Here is a 15,134-nt window from a genome sequence, read left to right on the forward strand (position 1 = left end):
TCAGCCGCCGATGCCCATGCCGCCGGAAACGCCGAGCGTCTCGCCGGTGATATAGGCGGCCTGGTCGGAAGCCAGGAACAGCGCAGCCGCCGCGACCTCCTCCGGCTCGCCGAGGCGGCCGAGCAGCGTTGCGTCGGTCATCGCCTGCAGGATCCTGTCGCCGCCCTCGGCCACGGCCTGCTCCAGCATCGGCGTGCGGATCGGTCCCGGCGCGATCGCGTTCGCGGTGATGCCATAGCGTGCATTTTCCCGCGCGATACTCCGGGTGAACGAGATCACGCCGCCCTTGGCCGCGGAGTAGACCGCACCGCCCTTTGAGCCGAGCCGTGCCGCTTCCGAGGTGACGTTGATGATGCGGCCAAAGCGCGCCGCCTGCATCGCCGGCAGCGCGGCGTGGGTGCAGGCCAGGACCGAGGTGAGATTGACCGCGATCAGCCGCGCCCAATCTTCCGCCGTGGTATCGGTGAAGAAGGCGTGCTGATCGATGCCGGCATTGTTGACGACAATGTCGAATGGGCCGTCCTGCGCCATCACGGCCTGCACCGCCGTGGCGTCGCTGACGTCTAATCCCGCAACGTCAGCGCCGGTCTCGCGCGCCAGCTCGGAGGCCGCGGCGACGTCGAGATCGGCGATCACGACCCTCGCGCCCGCGCCGGCAAAGCTGCGCGCGATCGCAGCACCGATGCCCCGCGCACCGCCGGAGACGAAGGCGCGGCGGCCATCGAGACGTCCGAATGGCAAGGTCGCCACCTCAGCGCCCCGTGAATACAGGCTGGCGCCGCTCGATCACCGCGGCGAGGCCTTCGCGTGCATCGGCCATCCCCGAGAGTTCGGCGACGGTGCGCGCCTCTTCCGACAGGCACTGCTCGATGCTGGTGCCGGTGCCGGCCCAGACCAGCCGCTTGGTCGCCGCCAGCGCCTTCGGCGCGCCGGCCGCAAGCTCGCGCGCCAGCGCGAGCGATGCCTCGGCAAGCTCGGCATCGGGCACGACCTTGGTGACGATGCCCATCTGCAACGCTTCCGACGCCGGGATCACCGGATTGGTCAACAGGATCGACATCGCCCGCCGCAGGCCGACCAGCCGCGACAGCGTGACGGAGACGCCGGCATCCGGCGCCATCGCCACCCGCGTCGCGCCGGCGAGAAACTTTGCCGATTCCGCCGCGATCACAATGTCGGAGGCGCAGACCAGACCGAAGCCGCCGCCGCCCGCCGCAAAGCCCTGCACCGATGATATGACCGGCGCCTCCAGCCGCAGCAAACCGGTGACCGCATTCTGCAGATAGGCGGTGGCCTGCCGGATATAGTCCGGCAGCTTCTCGCCTTTGGCGGCAAAGGCGCGGACATCGCCGCCGGCGCAGAAATTGGTGCCCTCGCCGCTCAGCAGCACGACACGCAGATCCGGATGGCCGTGACACACCATGATGGCGTCGCACAGCGAGCGGAGCAGCTCGGCGCTCATGCCGTTGGCCGCATCAGGGCGGTTGAGCCGCAGCCGCGCGATGCCGTCGGTGATGTCGAGCAGGACGGGGCCCTCATCGATCATGGCGAAATCTTCCTCTAGACCAGGAAAGAGAGCGTGTAGATTGCCTTGTCGTTGTTGACGAGGATGACCTTCTTGGCGGCCATCCGCAATTCGCCATCGACATGGCGCAGCCGGTATTCATTGCGCGCCGCCCACAGCGTGTCGTCACGCAGGCTCGATTCGAAAATGAGACTGTTGCTGGCGACCGCGATGTCGCCGTCATCAGGCTGCTCGTCCATCAATTCGATGTTGGAGATCAGCCGGCGCAGGTTCGACTGCGGCGTCTGGGTGAAGTGCTTGCCGGTCATCAGCTGCCGGACCCGCAGCGCGATCCGCGAGCGGTTGTCGTAAATGATCGACATCTGCCGTTCCGGATCGATGTCGGCGCCGTTGGCCGGCACCCAATAGACGCCGTCGTCGGTCCAGAGGTTTTCCCAGGCCTCGTATTGATGCTCGTCCTGCAACCGCGCCTCGCGATAGAGGAAGGCAGTGATGGCGCTCATCAACGTGGCGCTGCTCTCGCGCGACAGCATCAGTTTGGCTCCATCAGCTTGCGATAATGCGTCCAGATGCCGCGCGACGGCACCTCGTCGGTGACGTGACCGACCGTGAAGCCGAGTTCGTCCCGCCGCTCGCGCTTCTCGCCGCGGCCGAGGAATATCCATTCCGGATTGCGCGCCAGCACGCCGCGATGGCAGCGCTCGTACATTTCGGAATCGTCCGCCAGCAGGAAGCCGGCCGGGCCGACCGAGCCCATGGTCTGCTGGCGCAGCCTTCGGTTCAAATCGGGCGCGCCCTTGAACTGCAACGCGGTGACGTGCTGCACGCTGTCGTCGACGCCGAGCGGCTGGATCACGAACATCTGGATCTCGGCGATGAACAGGTTCGGGAAGATCATCACATGCGGCGTGCCGTCGATCATGATCTCCCGCGCCGCGGTGTCGCCATGGGCGGCCTTCATCCGCGCCGTGTAGTCCGGCAGCCGGTCCTCGCTGGTGCCGAACCAGCTCATCGGCGCATCGCGCTTGCGAAATTCCGGCCGCAGATCGATCTCGGTGTGGCCATTGCCGTAATCGCGCGTCAGCGCGGTCGAGGCGCCGCCATAGAGCTTGCCGATCATGCTGTCGGCGACGCCGAAGATCGAGGTGTGCACGAAGGCCGGGTGATAGCCGTCGCACTCGTTCTCCAGGATGAACTTCCAGTTCGCCTTGACGCGATGCTTGAGGAAGCCCGCCGTGATCTCGACCTCGCCCTCCGGCGAGGTGCGCACCAGGCGATCGATGGTCTCGGCGGCGCCGCCGAGATGCTCCTTCAGGGTCGGGCCGTCGGCTGCGAACGAGCCGAACACGAAGCCGCGGTAAGACTCGACGCGCGTCACCCGACCAAGCGCGAGCTGCGACTTGTCCTGCCCCTCATAGCCGTCCGGGAAGGCATAGCCGACCAGGCGGCCGTCATTGGCGAAGGTCCAGGAGTGGAACGGACAGGTGAAGGAGCGGGCATTGCCGCGTTCATAGGAGCAGACCTGGTTGCCGCGATGCGAACAGCGATTGAGCAGCAGATTGACATTGCCCTGCTCGTCGCGCGTCATGATCACGGATTGCGGGCCGATCGACTTGACGACGTAGTCGTTGGCGTTCGGCACCTCGCTCTCGTGCCCGACATAGACCCAGGTCCGGTACCAGATGTTCTTGAGTTCGGCCTCGAAGATCTCGGGATCGGTATAGAGCGATCCGTGCACCCGGTCGGGCCGGATCAACCGTTCCCATGGCGAGGCGCCGGTCATCATGTTCATCGTTCCGTCTCCCTCACCGATCGCCTGCCGCCGACGTTTTCATCGACGGTCAATAATAATCCGAACGGTCGTTCGACTAATAGCACGCCCGGGACAGGCCAGCAAGCGGCTTTACGATCACCGCCCCCGGCCCGGCGCGGACAGATGGCAATTCCCGGTGGTCGGCGGCGCCACGAGTCAGCCTTGCGCGACGGCTTCGTTGCGCCCGCGACCTGCGATCCGACGCTGCATCGATTTCCGCGTCGTCGCGAACGCTACCTTGAGCGGGCGCAGATCATGCGCCGCAGGGCGTTCGATCTCAGCGCGGCATCGCGATTGTGACCGCCGCGAAGGTTCGCGCCGCGGCTTCCCCCCTCAAGGAAGGGCAACCCGTCATCAAACAACAGTTGAAGCCACATTGTGATCGCGGCTGAGTTGCAGCCATTGCGCGTCATCGGTTCCATCGCCTGTTGAGTCCCGGCAACACCGCCGAACAAAATGCGCAATCGTGCAGATTGCGGCGCTGTGAACCACGAAGGTGCCGCATCCCTGTCAAATCCTGCCTGCGGGTGGCGCAACAAAAACACTTTGGGGAAAACCTACATGCAGCAGGCACCGCTGGCCGCACGGAGTGCGGAATCGTCTGGATATGTTCTCTACTTCCAGCTCGCCAGCAACGGCACGAGACGCGCGTGCAGTCTGACGATCCACGCGGAAAGCGCCAACGAGGCGGCGCGGATCTTTCGCGAGAACTGGGGCACGATCGAATCGATGGCTCGCGACGGCGTCAGCACGGGAGTGGTCGGCAAGGCACCGGTCAGCCTGGCGATGTCGTGAGGCGCATCGCGCGGCGTACGCGAACCATACACCTGAGATGTGACAGGACGACGGCTGCAGCCTCGGGCAACGGTCCTACGGCCATTTGACGCGCGGACGCGACAAGCAAGTTACGGGGTTCAGGGCTCGCGCACACGCGCGGGCCCTGTCCCGTCTTAGAATGATTCAAATCCCTCCCGGTTAGAGAGATTCAAGTTTGCTCCGGTTCTTTTCGCGCGCGCCGACTGCTAGAGGCGCGGCGTGACCAAGTGCGCGTGAATCGGAAGTCCAAGAGTGCCTGTGAATGCTGATGGCCGCCTTGTCGGCGGCCGTCGAAATGCCGCCGACAATGGCCGCGCCCATCTGCTGATCGGCGCAGTATTCCTGCTCGCCGATGTCGCCTCCGCGGCAACGCCGGCAAGCGCCCAATCGAGCGTCCCGTTGCCGCCTGTTTCGGTCGACCAGCCGACGCAGAAGCGCAAGCCGGCAGCAGCCGCGGCAAAGCCGGCGCAGCGAACGCAGGCGGCCGCCGCGGCACGGCGGCGCAGCCGCAATGCCCAGCCGGCGCCGCCGACACCATCGGAGCGCGCGGCAGCCAATGCCGCGGTGCTGAACGAAGCCAAGCTGCACTATCGCGCGATCCCAAGCTCAACCACGCTGCGCAGCGGCGCCTCGCCGCTCGACACGTCGCAGACGGTCAACGTCGTGCCGGAGCAGGTGCTGAAGGATCAGCTGCCGCGCAACCTCGATGACGCGCTGGCCAATGTCAGCGGCGTCACCCAGGCCAATACGCTGGCCGGCACCCAGGATGCGGTGATGCGCCGTGGCTTCGGCGACAACCGCGACGGCTCGATCATGCGCAACGGCATGCCGCTGGTGCAGGGCCGCAGCCTCAACGCCGCGGTCGAAAGCGTCGAGGTGCTGAAGGGCCCGGCGTCGCTGCTCTATGGCATCATGGATCCCGGCGGCATCGTCAACACGATCAGCAAGCGCCCCGAGCTCTATCAGCACGGCTCGGTGACCCTGCTCGGCTCGACCTACGCCAACAACAAGAACGGCGCCGACGGCGCCGTCGACATCACCGGCCCGATCGGCGATGGCGGTCTCGCCTATCGCTTCATCGGCTATGGCGTGAGCGAGGATTACTGGCGCAATTTCGGGCGTCACCGCGAAATGCTGGTCGCGCCGTCGCTGGCCTGGTACGGCGAGAACACCACCGTCCAGCTCAACTACGAGCACCGCGAGTTCATCACGCCGTTCGACCGCGGCACCGCATTCGATTCCGTGACCAAGGCGCCGCTTGCGATCCCGGCGACGCGCCGGCTCGACGAGCCGTTCAACAACATGTGGGGCACCTCCGACCTGATGCAGGCGTCGGTCGAGCACCGGCTGAACCAGGACTGGAAGCTGTTCGCGGCCTACAGCTACAACACCGAGACCTTCAGCGCCAACCAGCTCCGCATCACCGGCGTCAACGCCAAGACCGGCGTCGAGACCCGCAGCAATGACGGTACTTGGGGCTCGCTCAGCAATGCCAGCTACGGCACCTCCTATTTGCAGGGCAATGTCTGGCTCGGCGATATGCGCAACGAAGTGCTGTTCGGCGGCGACGGCCAGTACGGCACGATCTATCGCGACAACCTGATCCGGCAGGCGACCCCGAGCTTCAACTTCTACAATCCGGTCTACGGGCTGATCACGCCGGGGACGACGGTGTCCGCCGCCGACAGCGCCCAGACCGATAAGCTCGGCCAGTGGTCGCTGTTCTTCCAGGACACGCTGCATCTGACCGAGCGCTTCGCGCTGGTCGGCGGCGTGCGCTACATGGATTACGACCAACTCGCCGGCAAGGGCCGCCCGTTCATCACCAATACCAATGTCTCGGCCGACAAGGTGCTGCCGCTCGGCGGCGCCATCTTCAAGCTCACCGACCAGGTCTCGCTCTATGCGAGCTACACGCAATCGCTGAAGCCGACCTCGAGCATCGCGCCGCTCGCCGGCGGCGTCGTGATCGGCTCCAACATCGCGCCCGAAGAGGGCACCCAGTGGGAGACCGGCGTCAAGTTCGACTTCAACAAGCGGATTTCCGGCACGCTTGCGCTCTACGACATCGACAAGAAGAACGTGCTGGTTTCGCAGCTCAACCCCACGACTGGCATCGTCGAGTACCGCACCGCCGGCAAGGTTCGCTCGCGCGGCGTCGAACTCGACGTCACCGGCAGTCTGACTGACAGCTGGAGCATGATCGGCAGCTATGGCTATACCGATGCGCGGGTCACCGAGGATCCGACGCTCGCCGGCAAGCAATTGCAGAACGTCGCGCTGAACACCGCCTCGCTCTTCCTCGTCTACGATTTCGGCACTACCCTGCCCGGCCGGCTTCGCCTCGGCGGCGGCGCGCGCTATGTCGGCGACCGGCCGGGCGATGCCGCGAACAGCTTCGTGCTGCCGGCCTACACGGTCGCGGACCTGTTTGCGACCTACGAGACCAAGGTCCAGTCGTTCCCGGTAATCTACCAGTTCAACGTCAAGAACCTGTTCGACACGGTCTACTACCCTTCAGCCAACAGCATCCTGACGGTCGCGATGGGCGACGCGCGGCGTTTCTCGCTCTCGGCGACGGTGAAATTCTGATGAGTGACGTTTGGCTCCCGATCAAGGCTGCACTGCTGCAGGTCCATTCCCTGGTCGGCCTTGTGCTGGCGCTGCTGTGGGCCGTGGTCGGCCTCACCGGCGTGACGATGGCCTTTGAGGACGAGATCGAGGCCAGCCTGAACAGTCAGATGATGCGCGTCGAGGCCAGTGCGGCCCGACGGCTCACGCCGGACGAGTTGATCGCACGGCTGGCGGCGGCGGGCGATTTCGGCAGGGTCTCGGCCGTGACGATGTCGAGCGATCCATCGGCCGCGGCCCGCATCCGTTTCGCCCGCAGCGAAGGCGGCACGCGGCCGTCCTCGGTCTATGTCGACCCCTATGATGGGCACGTGCTCGGCTCGCCGCGCGGCGAGGACTTCTTCGCAACCGTCCGGAAGCTGCATCGCTGGCTGCTGTTGCCGGGCGACGGCAATGGCATCGGGCGCAAGATCACCGGCGCCGCCGCGATCTGCCTGATCGTGATGCTGATCACCGGCCTCGTGCTGCGCTGGCCGCGTCGTGCGCGCAGCGTGAAGACATGGCTGAAGCCTAATCTGGGACTGCGCGGCCGCGGACTGCATCGCTCGCTGCACGCCGTGATCGGGACCTGGGTGCTGCCGGTCTATCTGGTGATGACGCTGACCGGTTTGTGGTATTCGTTCGAATGGTACAAGACCGGCGCCGACTGGCTGTTCGCGCGGCCTCAGGCCACGGCCGCGGCGATGCAGTCCAAGCCGCCGCGCGGCGGCGCGACTCCCGAGAGCAAGGCTGAAGCCAAGACCGAAAGGAAGGCCGAGGCAAAGCCGCTTGCCTTCGATCAGGTCTGGTCGGCGTTCCTGCAGCAGGAGAACAACAGTTACGGAAGGGCCCTCATGACGCTGCCGGCCGGCGCGGGCACGGCCGTGCGCGTGCGGTCATGGCCGCGGGATTCGACGCTCGAGAGCGTGCGTGACGAATTCCGTATCGATGCCCTCACCGGCCGCGTCATCTCATCGGATCGCTACGCGGACAAGACGTTTGGCGAACGCGTCCTCGCCAGCGTGCTCGACATCCACCGCGGCGCCATCCTGGGATGGCCCGGCAAGCTCGCCTTCATGCTGGCCGCCGCCATGATGCCGCTGTTCGCCGTGACCGGTCTGCTGCTTTATCTGTCGCGCCGCAAGCACCGGCGGCTGGCGCGGCAGCCGGTCGGCCACCTCGTTCCGGGCGCATGAATCTTGCGATCAGAAATCGCATGCCGCGAGCCGGGCGCGTAACTCGGCGTCCGTTTCGGCCGCGAGCTCGAGCAATCCGCGATAGGGATCGCCTGATATCCCGAGCACGGTAGCGAACGCAGGCTCGGTCTTGAGGCCGCCTGCCCTCAGTTCGCTGACGGCTCGCCGCAGCCGTCCGTGATCAAGTGCAAGCAGCCGCCGTTCGACCTCGAGGTGGATCCAGCCTCGTTGCTGCTCCACCGGACGTTGATCACCGAACAGTTCGAACGGCCAGCCGTCGCACACGAAGCGGGCAATCACCGGCCGCGTCCCCGAAGTCCATCGGAAGAGCACGAAATCATCGCACGCTCGATAGTGAGCCCAAACGATGTCCGCGAATGCGTTCGGGTCGGACGCATGGCAGACGATATCAATGTCGCTGCCGGGCACGGCCAGGCCGAGCGGCAGCGTTCCGACGATACGGGGATCGAACGGCTTCAGCAGTTCCATCACGGCGGAGCTGGTGACGGCGGATGCGTAGTGCCCGACACTCATCAGGTGGCCTCGAGATTGCAGCGACGCATTACCACACGCGCGTGGAACGCGCGAACCTCTGCAAATAGGCGGGCTTGAGCGGAAGCGGGCCCAAAAACGTCACGGGGCGATCTCGACCGCGTCACCGTGGTCGAAAATCGCCCCGCCGCCGGCGGACAGGCCAGGCTGCTCGCGCGCCGGGCCGTCCAGCCGATAGTCGAAATGATCCGTTCGATCGATTAGCCGAACTGGTTCATCGTGTTGTGGGCGCCGCCCGCCTTGAGGGCAGCCTCACCGGCGAAGTACTCCTTGTGATCGTCGCCGATGTCGGAGCCCGCCATGTTCTGATGCTTGACGCAGGCGATGCCTTGACGGATTTCCGCACGCTGCACGTTCTTGACGTATCCAAGCATGCCCTGCTCGCCGAAATACTCCCTCGCGAGATTGTCGGTCGACAGCGCAGCCGTGTGATAGGTCGGCAGCGTGATCAGGTGGTGGAAGATGCCGGCGCGCTTGGCCGAATCCGCCTGGAAGGTACGGATGCGCTCGTCCGCTTCCTTCGCCAGCGGCGTGTCGTCGTACTCCGCCTTCATCAGCTCGGCGCGGTTGTACTTGCTGACATCCTGGCCGGCTTCCTTCATCGCGTCATAGACCTGCCAACGGAAGTTGAGGGTCCAGTTGAACGACGGCGAGTTGTTGTAGGCCAACTTCGCGTTCGGAATGACCTTGCGGATGCGATCGACCATGCTGGCGATCTGCTCGATATGCGGCTTCTCGGTCTCGATCCAGAGCAGATCGGCGCCGTTCTGCAGCGAGGTGATGCAGTCGAGCACGCAGCGATCCGCACCGGTGCCGGGACGGAACTGGTAGAGGTTGCTGGGCAGACGCTTCGGACGCATCATCTTGCCGTTCTGGTTGATGATGACGTCGCCGTTGCGCGCGTTGGCGGCCGTCACTTCCTCGCAATCGAGGAAGCTGTTGTACTGGTCGCCGATGTCGCCCGGCTTGTGGCTCACGGCGATCTGCTGGGTCAGGCCGGCGCCAAGCGAGTCGGTGCGGGTCACGATGATGCCGTCCTCGACGCCGAGCTCGAGGAAAGCATGGCGGCAGGCGCGGATCTTCGCGATGAACACCTCGTGCGGCACGGTCACCTTGCCGTCCTGGTGGCCGCACTGCTTCTCATCGGAGACCTGGTTCTCGATCTGCAGGGCGCAGGCGCCCGCCTCGATCATCTTCTTGGCGAGCAGATAGGTCGCCTCGGCATTGCCGAAGCCGGCGTCGATGTCGGCGATGACCGGCACGACGTGGGTCTGGAAGTTGTCGATCTTCTCGATCAGCGCCTTTTCCTTGGCCTTGTCGCCTTCCTTGCGCGCCGCATCGAGCGCGCGGAAGATGTCGTTGAGCTCACGCGAATCCGCCTGACGCAGGAAGGTGTAGAGCTCCTCGATCAGGGCCGGCACCGAGGTCTTCTCGTGCATCGACTGGTCGGGCAGCGGGCCGAACTCGGAGCGCAGCGCCGCGATCATCCAGCCGGACAGATACAGATAACGGCGGTCGGTATTGCCGAAGTGCTTCTTGACCGAGATCAGCTTCTGCTGGGCGATGAAGCCGTGCCAGCAGCCGAGCGACTGGGTGTACTTGGTGCTGTCGGCGTCATAGGCCGCCATGTCGGCGCGCATCAGCGCAGCCGTGTAGCGGGCAACATCCAGACCGGTCTTGAAGCGGTTCTGCAGGCGCATCCGCGCCACGGCTTCGGCGGTGACGCCGTTCCAGGTGTCCTTGGTCTTGAGCAGCGCTTCGGCCGCCTCGATCTCGCTCTGATACGAAGCCGGTCCCTGGATGGCCCGGTCGCTGATCCCGCGCGGTTGGAAGTTCATGTCCGTGATCCCTTCGGTGACGAAATAACTGCACCGTTTGTGACGCGCGGCGTCATCGGGAGCTAGACCTAGCGCGGAAAACTTGTCATAACTTACAAGAAACCGATGTATTATTGTAAGAATCTTACAAGAATTGGATAAGGCGATGGTAACCTCAAGCGCCCGTTCCGTTTTTATGGGCCCCCGCCTGCGCCGGCTGCGGCGCGACCTCGGGCTGACCCAAGCCGACATGGCCGCCGATCTGGAAATCTCGGCCCCCTATGTGGCGCTGCTGGAACGCAATCAGCGCCCGGTGACGGCCGACATGCTGCTGCGGCTCGCTCGTACCTACAAGATCGATCTGGCCGACCTCGCCGGCGACGGCGGCGCCGATCACACCGCCCGCATGCAATCGATCTTGAAGGAACCGATGTTTGCCGACATCGACATCCCCGCGCTCGAGGTCAGCGACCTCGCGGTCAGCTATCCCGGAATGACCGAAGCGTTCCTGCGCCTCTACACCGCCTACCGCGAAGAGCAGCTGGCGCTTGCGGAGCGACGAGCTCCGGACCTGGCGATCGCGTCACCGGGCCAGGAGAACTTTGACGCCAACGATCCCGTCGCGGAGGTCCGGCGCTTTCTCGCCGCGCGCCGCAACAATTTTGCCAGCCTCGACGATGCCGCCGAGCGGCTCGTCCACGAACCGGCCGGGCCCGCCGGATTCATCGAGCGGCTTCGGGAGCGACATAAACTCCAGGTCCGCTATCTGCCGCCGAACGTCATGCTGGGTTCGATCAGGCGGCTGGACCTGCATCGCAGACAATTGCTGCTGGAGGACTCGCTCGATACCGCGGGCCTCAATTTTCAGCTTGCCAAGCAGCTTGCTTATCTGGAACTTGAAGGCGAGATCAGCGCCGCGGTGGAAGACGGCAAGTTCAGCAGCAAGAGCGCCGAGTTGCTGGCCCGTCGTGCGCTCGCGGCCTACGCCGCGGCCGCGCTCATCATGCCGTATGCCGTGTTCGCGAAAGCGGTCGAGGCGCGCCGCTACGACCTGGAGGCGCTGGCGCGTCAATTCGGCACCAGCTTCGAGCAGATCGCGCACCGCGTCACGACCTTGCAACGGCCGGGTCTCGAGAAGGTCCCGTTCTTCCTGATCCGGGTCGATCCCGCCGGCAACATTTCCAAGCTGCTCGACGGCGCCGGCTTCCCGTTTGCAAAGCACGGCGGCGCATGCCCGCTGTGGTCGGTGCACGATATCTTCAAGACGCCGCGCCAGATCGTCACGCAATGGCTGGAATTGCCCGACGGGCAGCGGTTCTTTTCGATCGCCCGCACCGTGACCGCCGGCGGCGGCGCGTTCGGCGCGATCCGCGTCGAGCGGGCGATCGCGATCGGCTGCGCCGCCGAGCATGCGGGCCAGCTGATCTACACGCGCGACGGACAGGGGCCGAACGCGGATGAGCCGACGCCTATCGGCGTCGCATGCCGGGTCTGTCATCGGCCAAGATGCGCGGCGCGCTCGGCGCCGCCGATCGGCCGCGAGATCCTTCCCGACGATTTCAGGACTTCGAGCGTTCCCTTCGGGTTCTCGGCTGATTGACGAAGTCGATCACCCCTGCGGCCGATTCTGGTCGTACAGCACCCGCACGCGGATCGTGCCGTCGATGGCCTTCAAATCGGCCAGCAGTCCCTCGCCCTCGCCGCCGACCACGTCGGTCTCGAGCACGACATAGCCGACTTCCGGATCGGTCTGCAGATATTGCGCCAGGATGTTGATCCCGTGCCGGGAGACCGCGTCGTTGACCTGGCGCATGACGCCGGGAACGTTGCGATGAACATGGATGAAACGGGTGCCGGTCGGTCGCGCCGGCAATTGCACCTGCGGAAAATTGACCGCGCCGAAGGTCGACCCGACATCGGAATAGTCGATCAGCTTGCGTGCAACTTCGCCGCCGATGCGATCCTGCGCTTCCTCCGTCGAACCGCCGACATGCGGCGTGAGGATGACGTTGGGGAGACCTTGCAGCGGCGAGACGAAGCGCGCCTCGTTCGACACCGGCTCGACCGGAAACACGTCGACCGCGGCACCCGCCAGCCGGCCCTCACGCAGGGCGCCCGCCAGCGCATCGAGATCGACCACGGTGCCGCGCGAGTTGTTGATCAGATAGGCCTCGGGCTTCATCAACTGGAGCTGGGCGGCGCCGATCATGTTGGCGGTGGCCGGCGTCTCCGGCACATGCAGCGAAACGACGTCGCTGGCTGCGAGCAACGCTTCGAGCGTGTCGACCGGCTCGGTGTTGCCGTGACGCAATTTGTCGGTGTGATCGAAATAGATCACGCGCATGCCCATGGCTTCGGCGAGGTTCGACAGCTGCGAGCCGATATTGCCGTAGCCGACGATGCCGAGCGTCTTGCCGCGCACCTCGCGGCTGCCTTCGGCGGACTTGTCCCAGCCGCCGGCATGTGCGGAGACCGAACGCGGAAAGATCCGGCGGAACAGCATCACGATCTCGGCGATGGTCAGCTCCGCCACACTGCGGGTGTTGGAGTATGGCGCGTTGAAGACGGGGATTCCCAGCTTCCGCGCGGCGTCGAGATCGACCTGATTGGTGCCGACCGAAAAGCAGCCGACAACCAGCAATCGGTCGGCGGCCTCCATGATGTCCGCGGTCAACTGGGTCCGCGAGCGAATTCCCAGCATATGGATGCCCGACAGCGCCTGCCTGAGCTCTTTGGGCCCCAGCGCCTTGGGCAGACGTTGCAGCTCGGTATAGCCGTTCGCCTCGAACATCCGGGCCGCGGATTCGTTCACGCCCTCCAGCAGCAGCACGCGTATTTTGGTCTTGGGAAGCGACAACATCATCGAGATCCAGATTCGCAGGTTCGGGCAGATCCTGCCACGAGCGCAGTTTCGATGGATCGCGTGATAGCATAGAAAACAATCGGGTCAGAAGCCGCCCTGGGCCGCCCGCTCTGCGATTCCCGATGTAGCCCTTGGGTCCGCGCATCCAGGCGCAGAGCGGGAACCTGTTCAGTCAGATGTCCTGGCCAATTCGCCGGCAGAAGCCACGTTGCGGCTCCCGGGGCGCTCCAGCTCCGGCTCACTGGCCGGAGCTCCATTCGTACTCAGCGCGGCGCCGAGGGTTATTGTCTGGAGCGGCGGTTTCGCTTCCCCGTCTCGGCGTCGCAAGCCTGCTGCAGTCTCACTGGCAGGGATACCGCCGGCCGTCCTTTGCCTGGAACGTATTCGACGCCGCGTCGTACGAGCGATAGCGCTGGGCGCAGGACGCCGCGTGCTGCTGGGCCGCGGCAGCTTCCTGCTGCGCGGCCGCGTTGGCCGCGCCGGCCGCGATGACGCCGCCGATGAGGCCACCAACCAGTCCGCCGACGGCAGCGCCGCCGCCATTGTCATAGCACTGCCCGTAACGGCACCAGACCTTCTCGGTCAACGACGGCGCCGCGGCCGCAACGCCGGCACCGTGCTGCAGCGGAGCCGAAATGGCGGAGGCCGAAAACACCATGACACCGGCGGCGGCCATCAAAACAACTTTCACAACGCGAGCCCTATGCATCATATCTCCTGCTTCATTGCTGTGGGCGCAGGCCGGCACCTGCGTCCCGATTCCCTCGACCTGGATGGGCTCGCCCGGTCCCGGACCGGACGACACCCGGACACGCGCGGCCGGTTACAATTCGCGCGTCAGCCTGCTTCACGGATGGGCGGAGCTCATTGGCCGGCTGCGTTCACGACGCGGCAGAGGTTGTCGCCGACACCTGGAGCCAACTGTCCCGGCGGCAAGCTGAAGGTCGCATCGACGCGGCTGCCTTTGCCGTCCTTGCGGACGACGACCTGCAGCGTTTGCGGCCGGCCGGATCCGGTGGTTTCCTGCTGGGTGGTCAGCGTGGCGAGTTTCTTGTCGACGTTCACACCGACAAAACCCTCCGCCAGAACGGCGCGGGACACCTTGTCGAGGGCAGCACCGGGATTGACCGACGGGAAGATCATCCAGGTCTTGTGCGTCATGCCCGTCACCATGGGAACGCCGGTGCTCTGGACGTGATCTGCGCAACCATCGGCCAGCGCAGGCATGGACGAAAGAACCGTAAGCGCGAGTACGCAAGTAATCCTTGTAAGCATGCTTTCATAACCCGTTTGAGTTGGTTGTGACGATTTAGGCCAAATGGGCTACGAGTCCATGGACGACGTCGCATTCCGGATGGAGCCGTTCGGATTGTGGCTAGGACAATCGATCGCGGATGCTGTGCATCCGCTGGTGCTCTCGAGCGTCGGCGCGACGGATTGAATCGGAACGTTCGTGCGATGCAGGCGAGCGGATTAGATCGAATGTCAGCTTTCACGGCTCGATTGCGCGATCCGGATATTCTGTTCGGTTTTCGGATATTGAAGGAATTGTGAGAAAGGGCACGCGAGCCGAAATCACCAAGCTGTGCTAGTGTGGGTGATGCGGTCTATGCGTGTGGCGCAACAGTGGAAAACCGGCCTGATGGATCGGGCAATCCGCGAACAGCAAACATCCGATGGTTGGATTTGATGGTCGAAGACGTACTCGCTGTACCTCCCACACGATCGGGATCTTCGTTTGAAGAACTTCTTGAAATGCTCCACCCCCACGGGATCAAGGCGCATACCTCGCCGCGGCCTGACGAATCGTTTCGCTGGCATGCGGATATCGCCATCGGCGCGGAAATTGACGTCGTGCGGGCCGATCTGTCGGCCGGTTGGGATTGGCGCTATTCATACGAGAATTCCGCCGGAGAGCTTGCAATAAGCCTGCTGAATGCCG

At 64.8% G+C, this 15,134-nt stretch carries 15 protein-coding genes and 1 pseudogene; 7 read left to right on the forward strand and 9 right to left on the reverse strand.

Going from position 1 to position 15,134, the window contains the following annotated elements:
* The 4 genes from E2I15_RS15390 to E2I15_RS15405 are packed head-to-tail and all read right to left on the reverse strand — an operon-like array spanning position 1 to position 3,317.
* The gene (locus tag E2I15_RS15390; protein ID WP_137477311.1) at positions 1–750 is read right to left on the reverse strand and encodes an SDR family NAD(P)-dependent oxidoreductase; all 750 of its coding nucleotides are present in this window, start codon (positions 748–750) and stop codon (positions 1–3) included.
* A gap of 1 nt (position 751) precedes the next feature.
* Positions 752–1,546: an enoyl-CoA hydratase/isomerase family protein gene (locus tag E2I15_RS15395; protein ID WP_137477313.1), complete on the reverse strand. Its 795-nt coding sequence runs from the start codon at positions 1,544–1,546 to the stop codon at positions 752–754.
* 14 nt (positions 1,547–1,560) lie between these two features.
* A complete protein-coding gene (locus E2I15_RS15400) occupies positions 1,561–2,058 on the reverse strand; it encodes an aromatic-ring-hydroxylating dioxygenase subunit beta (RefSeq protein ID WP_137477314.1) in 498 nt (165 codons plus the stop codon).
* Complete coding sequence (locus tag E2I15_RS15405) at positions 2,058–3,317, reverse strand: aromatic ring-hydroxylating oxygenase subunit alpha (RefSeq protein ID WP_137477316.1); 1,260 nt, start codon at positions 3,315–3,317, stop codon at positions 2,058–2,060. The genes E2I15_RS15400 and E2I15_RS15405 overlap by 1 nt, the downstream gene beginning before the upstream one ends.
* 183 nt (positions 3,318–3,500) lie before the next feature.
* On the opposite strand from E2I15_RS15405, the gene E2I15_RS15410 reads away from it, so the two are divergent.
* The 4 genes from E2I15_RS15410 to E2I15_RS15425 all read left to right on the forward strand — a co-directional run bounded on the left by E2I15_RS15410 (position 3,501) and on the right by E2I15_RS15425 (position 7,960).
* Positions 3,501–3,638 (forward strand): hypothetical protein, encoded by a 138-nt coding sequence (locus E2I15_RS15410; RefSeq protein ID WP_155262405.1) that lies wholly within the window; start codon positions 3,501–3,503, stop codon positions 3,636–3,638.
* Between the two features lie 261 nt (positions 3,639–3,899).
* On the forward strand, positions 3,900–4,133 hold the full coding sequence (locus E2I15_RS15415) for a hypothetical protein (RefSeq protein WP_155262406.1): 234 nt from the start codon (positions 3,900–3,902) through the stop codon (positions 4,131–4,133).
* A gap of 279 nt (positions 4,134–4,412) precedes the next feature.
* The gene (locus tag E2I15_RS15420) at positions 4,413–6,746 is read left to right on the forward strand and encodes a TonB-dependent siderophore receptor (protein ID WP_137477398.1); all 2,334 of its coding nucleotides are present in this window, start codon (positions 4,413–4,415) and stop codon (positions 6,744–6,746) included.
* A complete protein-coding gene (locus E2I15_RS15425; RefSeq protein WP_137477319.1) occupies positions 6,746–7,960 on the forward strand; it encodes a PepSY-associated TM helix domain-containing protein in 1,215 nt (404 codons plus the stop codon). Before E2I15_RS15420 ends, E2I15_RS15425 begins: the two co-directional genes overlap by 1 nt.
* Before the next feature lie 9 nt (positions 7,961–7,969).
* Here E2I15_RS15425 and E2I15_RS15430 read toward each other — a convergent pair whose 3' ends face one another.
* Positions 7,970–8,494, reverse strand: a complete 525-nt coding sequence (locus E2I15_RS15430) for a DUF4269 domain-containing protein (RefSeq protein ID WP_137477321.1) — start codon at positions 8,492–8,494, stop codon at positions 7,970–7,972.
* 218 nt (positions 8,495–8,712) lie between these two features.
* Entirely contained in the window at positions 8,713–10,350 is a 1,638-nt protein-coding gene (locus E2I15_RS15435; RefSeq protein WP_050401550.1) for an isocitrate lyase, read from the reverse strand.
* A 145-nt stretch (positions 10,351–10,495) separates the two neighbouring features.
* Between E2I15_RS15435 and E2I15_RS15440 the strand changes: the two genes are divergently transcribed.
* The gene (locus tag E2I15_RS15440; RefSeq protein ID WP_137477323.1) at positions 10,496–11,929 is read left to right on the forward strand and encodes a helix-turn-helix domain-containing protein; all 1,434 of its coding nucleotides are present in this window, start codon (positions 10,496–10,498) and stop codon (positions 11,927–11,929) included.
* A 9-nt stretch (positions 11,930–11,938) separates the two neighbouring features.
* Here E2I15_RS15440 and serA read toward each other — a convergent pair whose 3' ends face one another.
* The 3 genes from serA to E2I15_RS15455 all read right to left on the reverse strand — a co-directional run bounded on the left by serA (position 11,939) and on the right by E2I15_RS15455 (position 14,353).
* Entirely contained in the window at positions 11,939–13,192 is a 1,254-nt protein-coding gene (gene serA, locus E2I15_RS15445; protein WP_137477325.1) for a phosphoglycerate dehydrogenase, read from the reverse strand.
* 340 nt (positions 13,193–13,532) lie between these two features.
* On the reverse strand, positions 13,533–13,901 hold the full coding sequence (locus E2I15_RS15450) for a BA14K family protein (RefSeq protein ID WP_137477326.1): 369 nt from the start codon (positions 13,899–13,901) through the stop codon (positions 13,533–13,535).
* Positions 13,902–14,056: 155 nt separating this feature from the next.
* Positions 14,057–14,353 carry a hypothetical protein gene (locus E2I15_RS15455; RefSeq protein WP_246667955.1) on the reverse strand — a complete coding sequence of 99 codons (297 nt, stop codon included), beginning with the start codon at positions 14,351–14,353 and terminating at the stop codon, positions 14,057–14,059.
* A gap of 157 nt (positions 14,354–14,510) precedes the next feature.
* Here E2I15_RS15455 and E2I15_RS39550 point away from each other — a divergent pair, with 157 nt between their 5' ends.
* Both E2I15_RS39550 and E2I15_RS15460 read left to right on the forward strand, forming a co-directional pair.
* Positions 14,511–14,633, forward strand: coding sequence for a hypothetical protein (locus tag E2I15_RS39550; RefSeq protein WP_276486405.1), 123 nt, complete (start codon positions 14,511–14,513; stop codon positions 14,631–14,633).
* Positions 14,634–14,881: 248 nt separating this feature from the next.
* A pseudogene (locus E2I15_RS15460) lies at positions 14,882–15,134 on the forward strand (hypothetical protein); the annotation flags it as partial.

It is taken from the genome of Bradyrhizobium sp. BR2003, assembly GCF_009720285.1.
Taxonomy (GTDB): domain Bacteria; phylum Pseudomonadota; class Alphaproteobacteria; order Rhizobiales; family Xanthobacteraceae; genus Bradyrhizobium; species Bradyrhizobium elkanii.

Bases quoted from the DNA above. Each gene is read 5' to 3' on its own strand.
- E2I15_RS15450 (WP_137477326.1), bottom strand. From the start codon at position 13,901: ATGCATAGGGCTCGCGTTGTGAAAGTTGTTTTGATGGCCGCCGCCGGT.
- E2I15_RS15430 (WP_137477321.1), bottom strand. From the start codon at position 8,494: ATGAGTGTCGGGCACTACGCATCCGCCGTCACCAGCTCCGCCGTGATG.
- E2I15_RS39550 (WP_276486405.1), top strand. From the start codon at position 14,511: ATGGGCTACGAGTCCATGGACGACGTCGCATTCCGGATGGAGCCGTTC.
- E2I15_RS15395 (WP_137477313.1), bottom strand. From the start codon at position 1,546: ATGATCGATGAGGGCCCCGTCCTGCTCGACATCACCGACGGCATCGCG.
- E2I15_RS15440 (WP_137477323.1), top strand. From the start codon at position 10,496: ATGGTAACCTCAAGCGCCCGTTCCGTTTTTATGGGCCCCCGCCTGCGC.
- E2I15_RS15455 (WP_246667955.1), bottom strand. From the start codon at position 14,353: ATGACGCACAAGACCTGGATGATCTTCCCGTCGGTCAATCCCGGTGCT.
- E2I15_RS15425 (WP_137477319.1), top strand. From the start codon at position 6,746: ATGAGTGACGTTTGGCTCCCGATCAAGGCTGCACTGCTGCAGGTCCAT.
- E2I15_RS15415 (WP_155262406.1), top strand. From the start codon at position 3,900: ATGCAGCAGGCACCGCTGGCCGCACGGAGTGCGGAATCGTCTGGATAT.
- E2I15_RS15400 (WP_137477314.1), bottom strand. From the start codon at position 2,058: ATGCTGTCGCGCGAGAGCAGCGCCACGTTGATGAGCGCCATCACTGCC.
- E2I15_RS15435 (WP_050401550.1), bottom strand. From the start codon at position 10,350: ATGAACTTCCAACCGCGCGGGATCAGCGACCGGGCCATCCAGGGACCG.
- E2I15_RS15405 (WP_137477316.1), bottom strand. From the start codon at position 3,317: ATGAACATGATGACCGGCGCCTCGCCATGGGAACGGTTGATCCGGCCC.
- serA (WP_137477325.1), bottom strand. From the start codon at position 13,192: ATGATGTTGTCGCTTCCCAAGACCAAAATACGCGTGCTGCTGCTGGAG.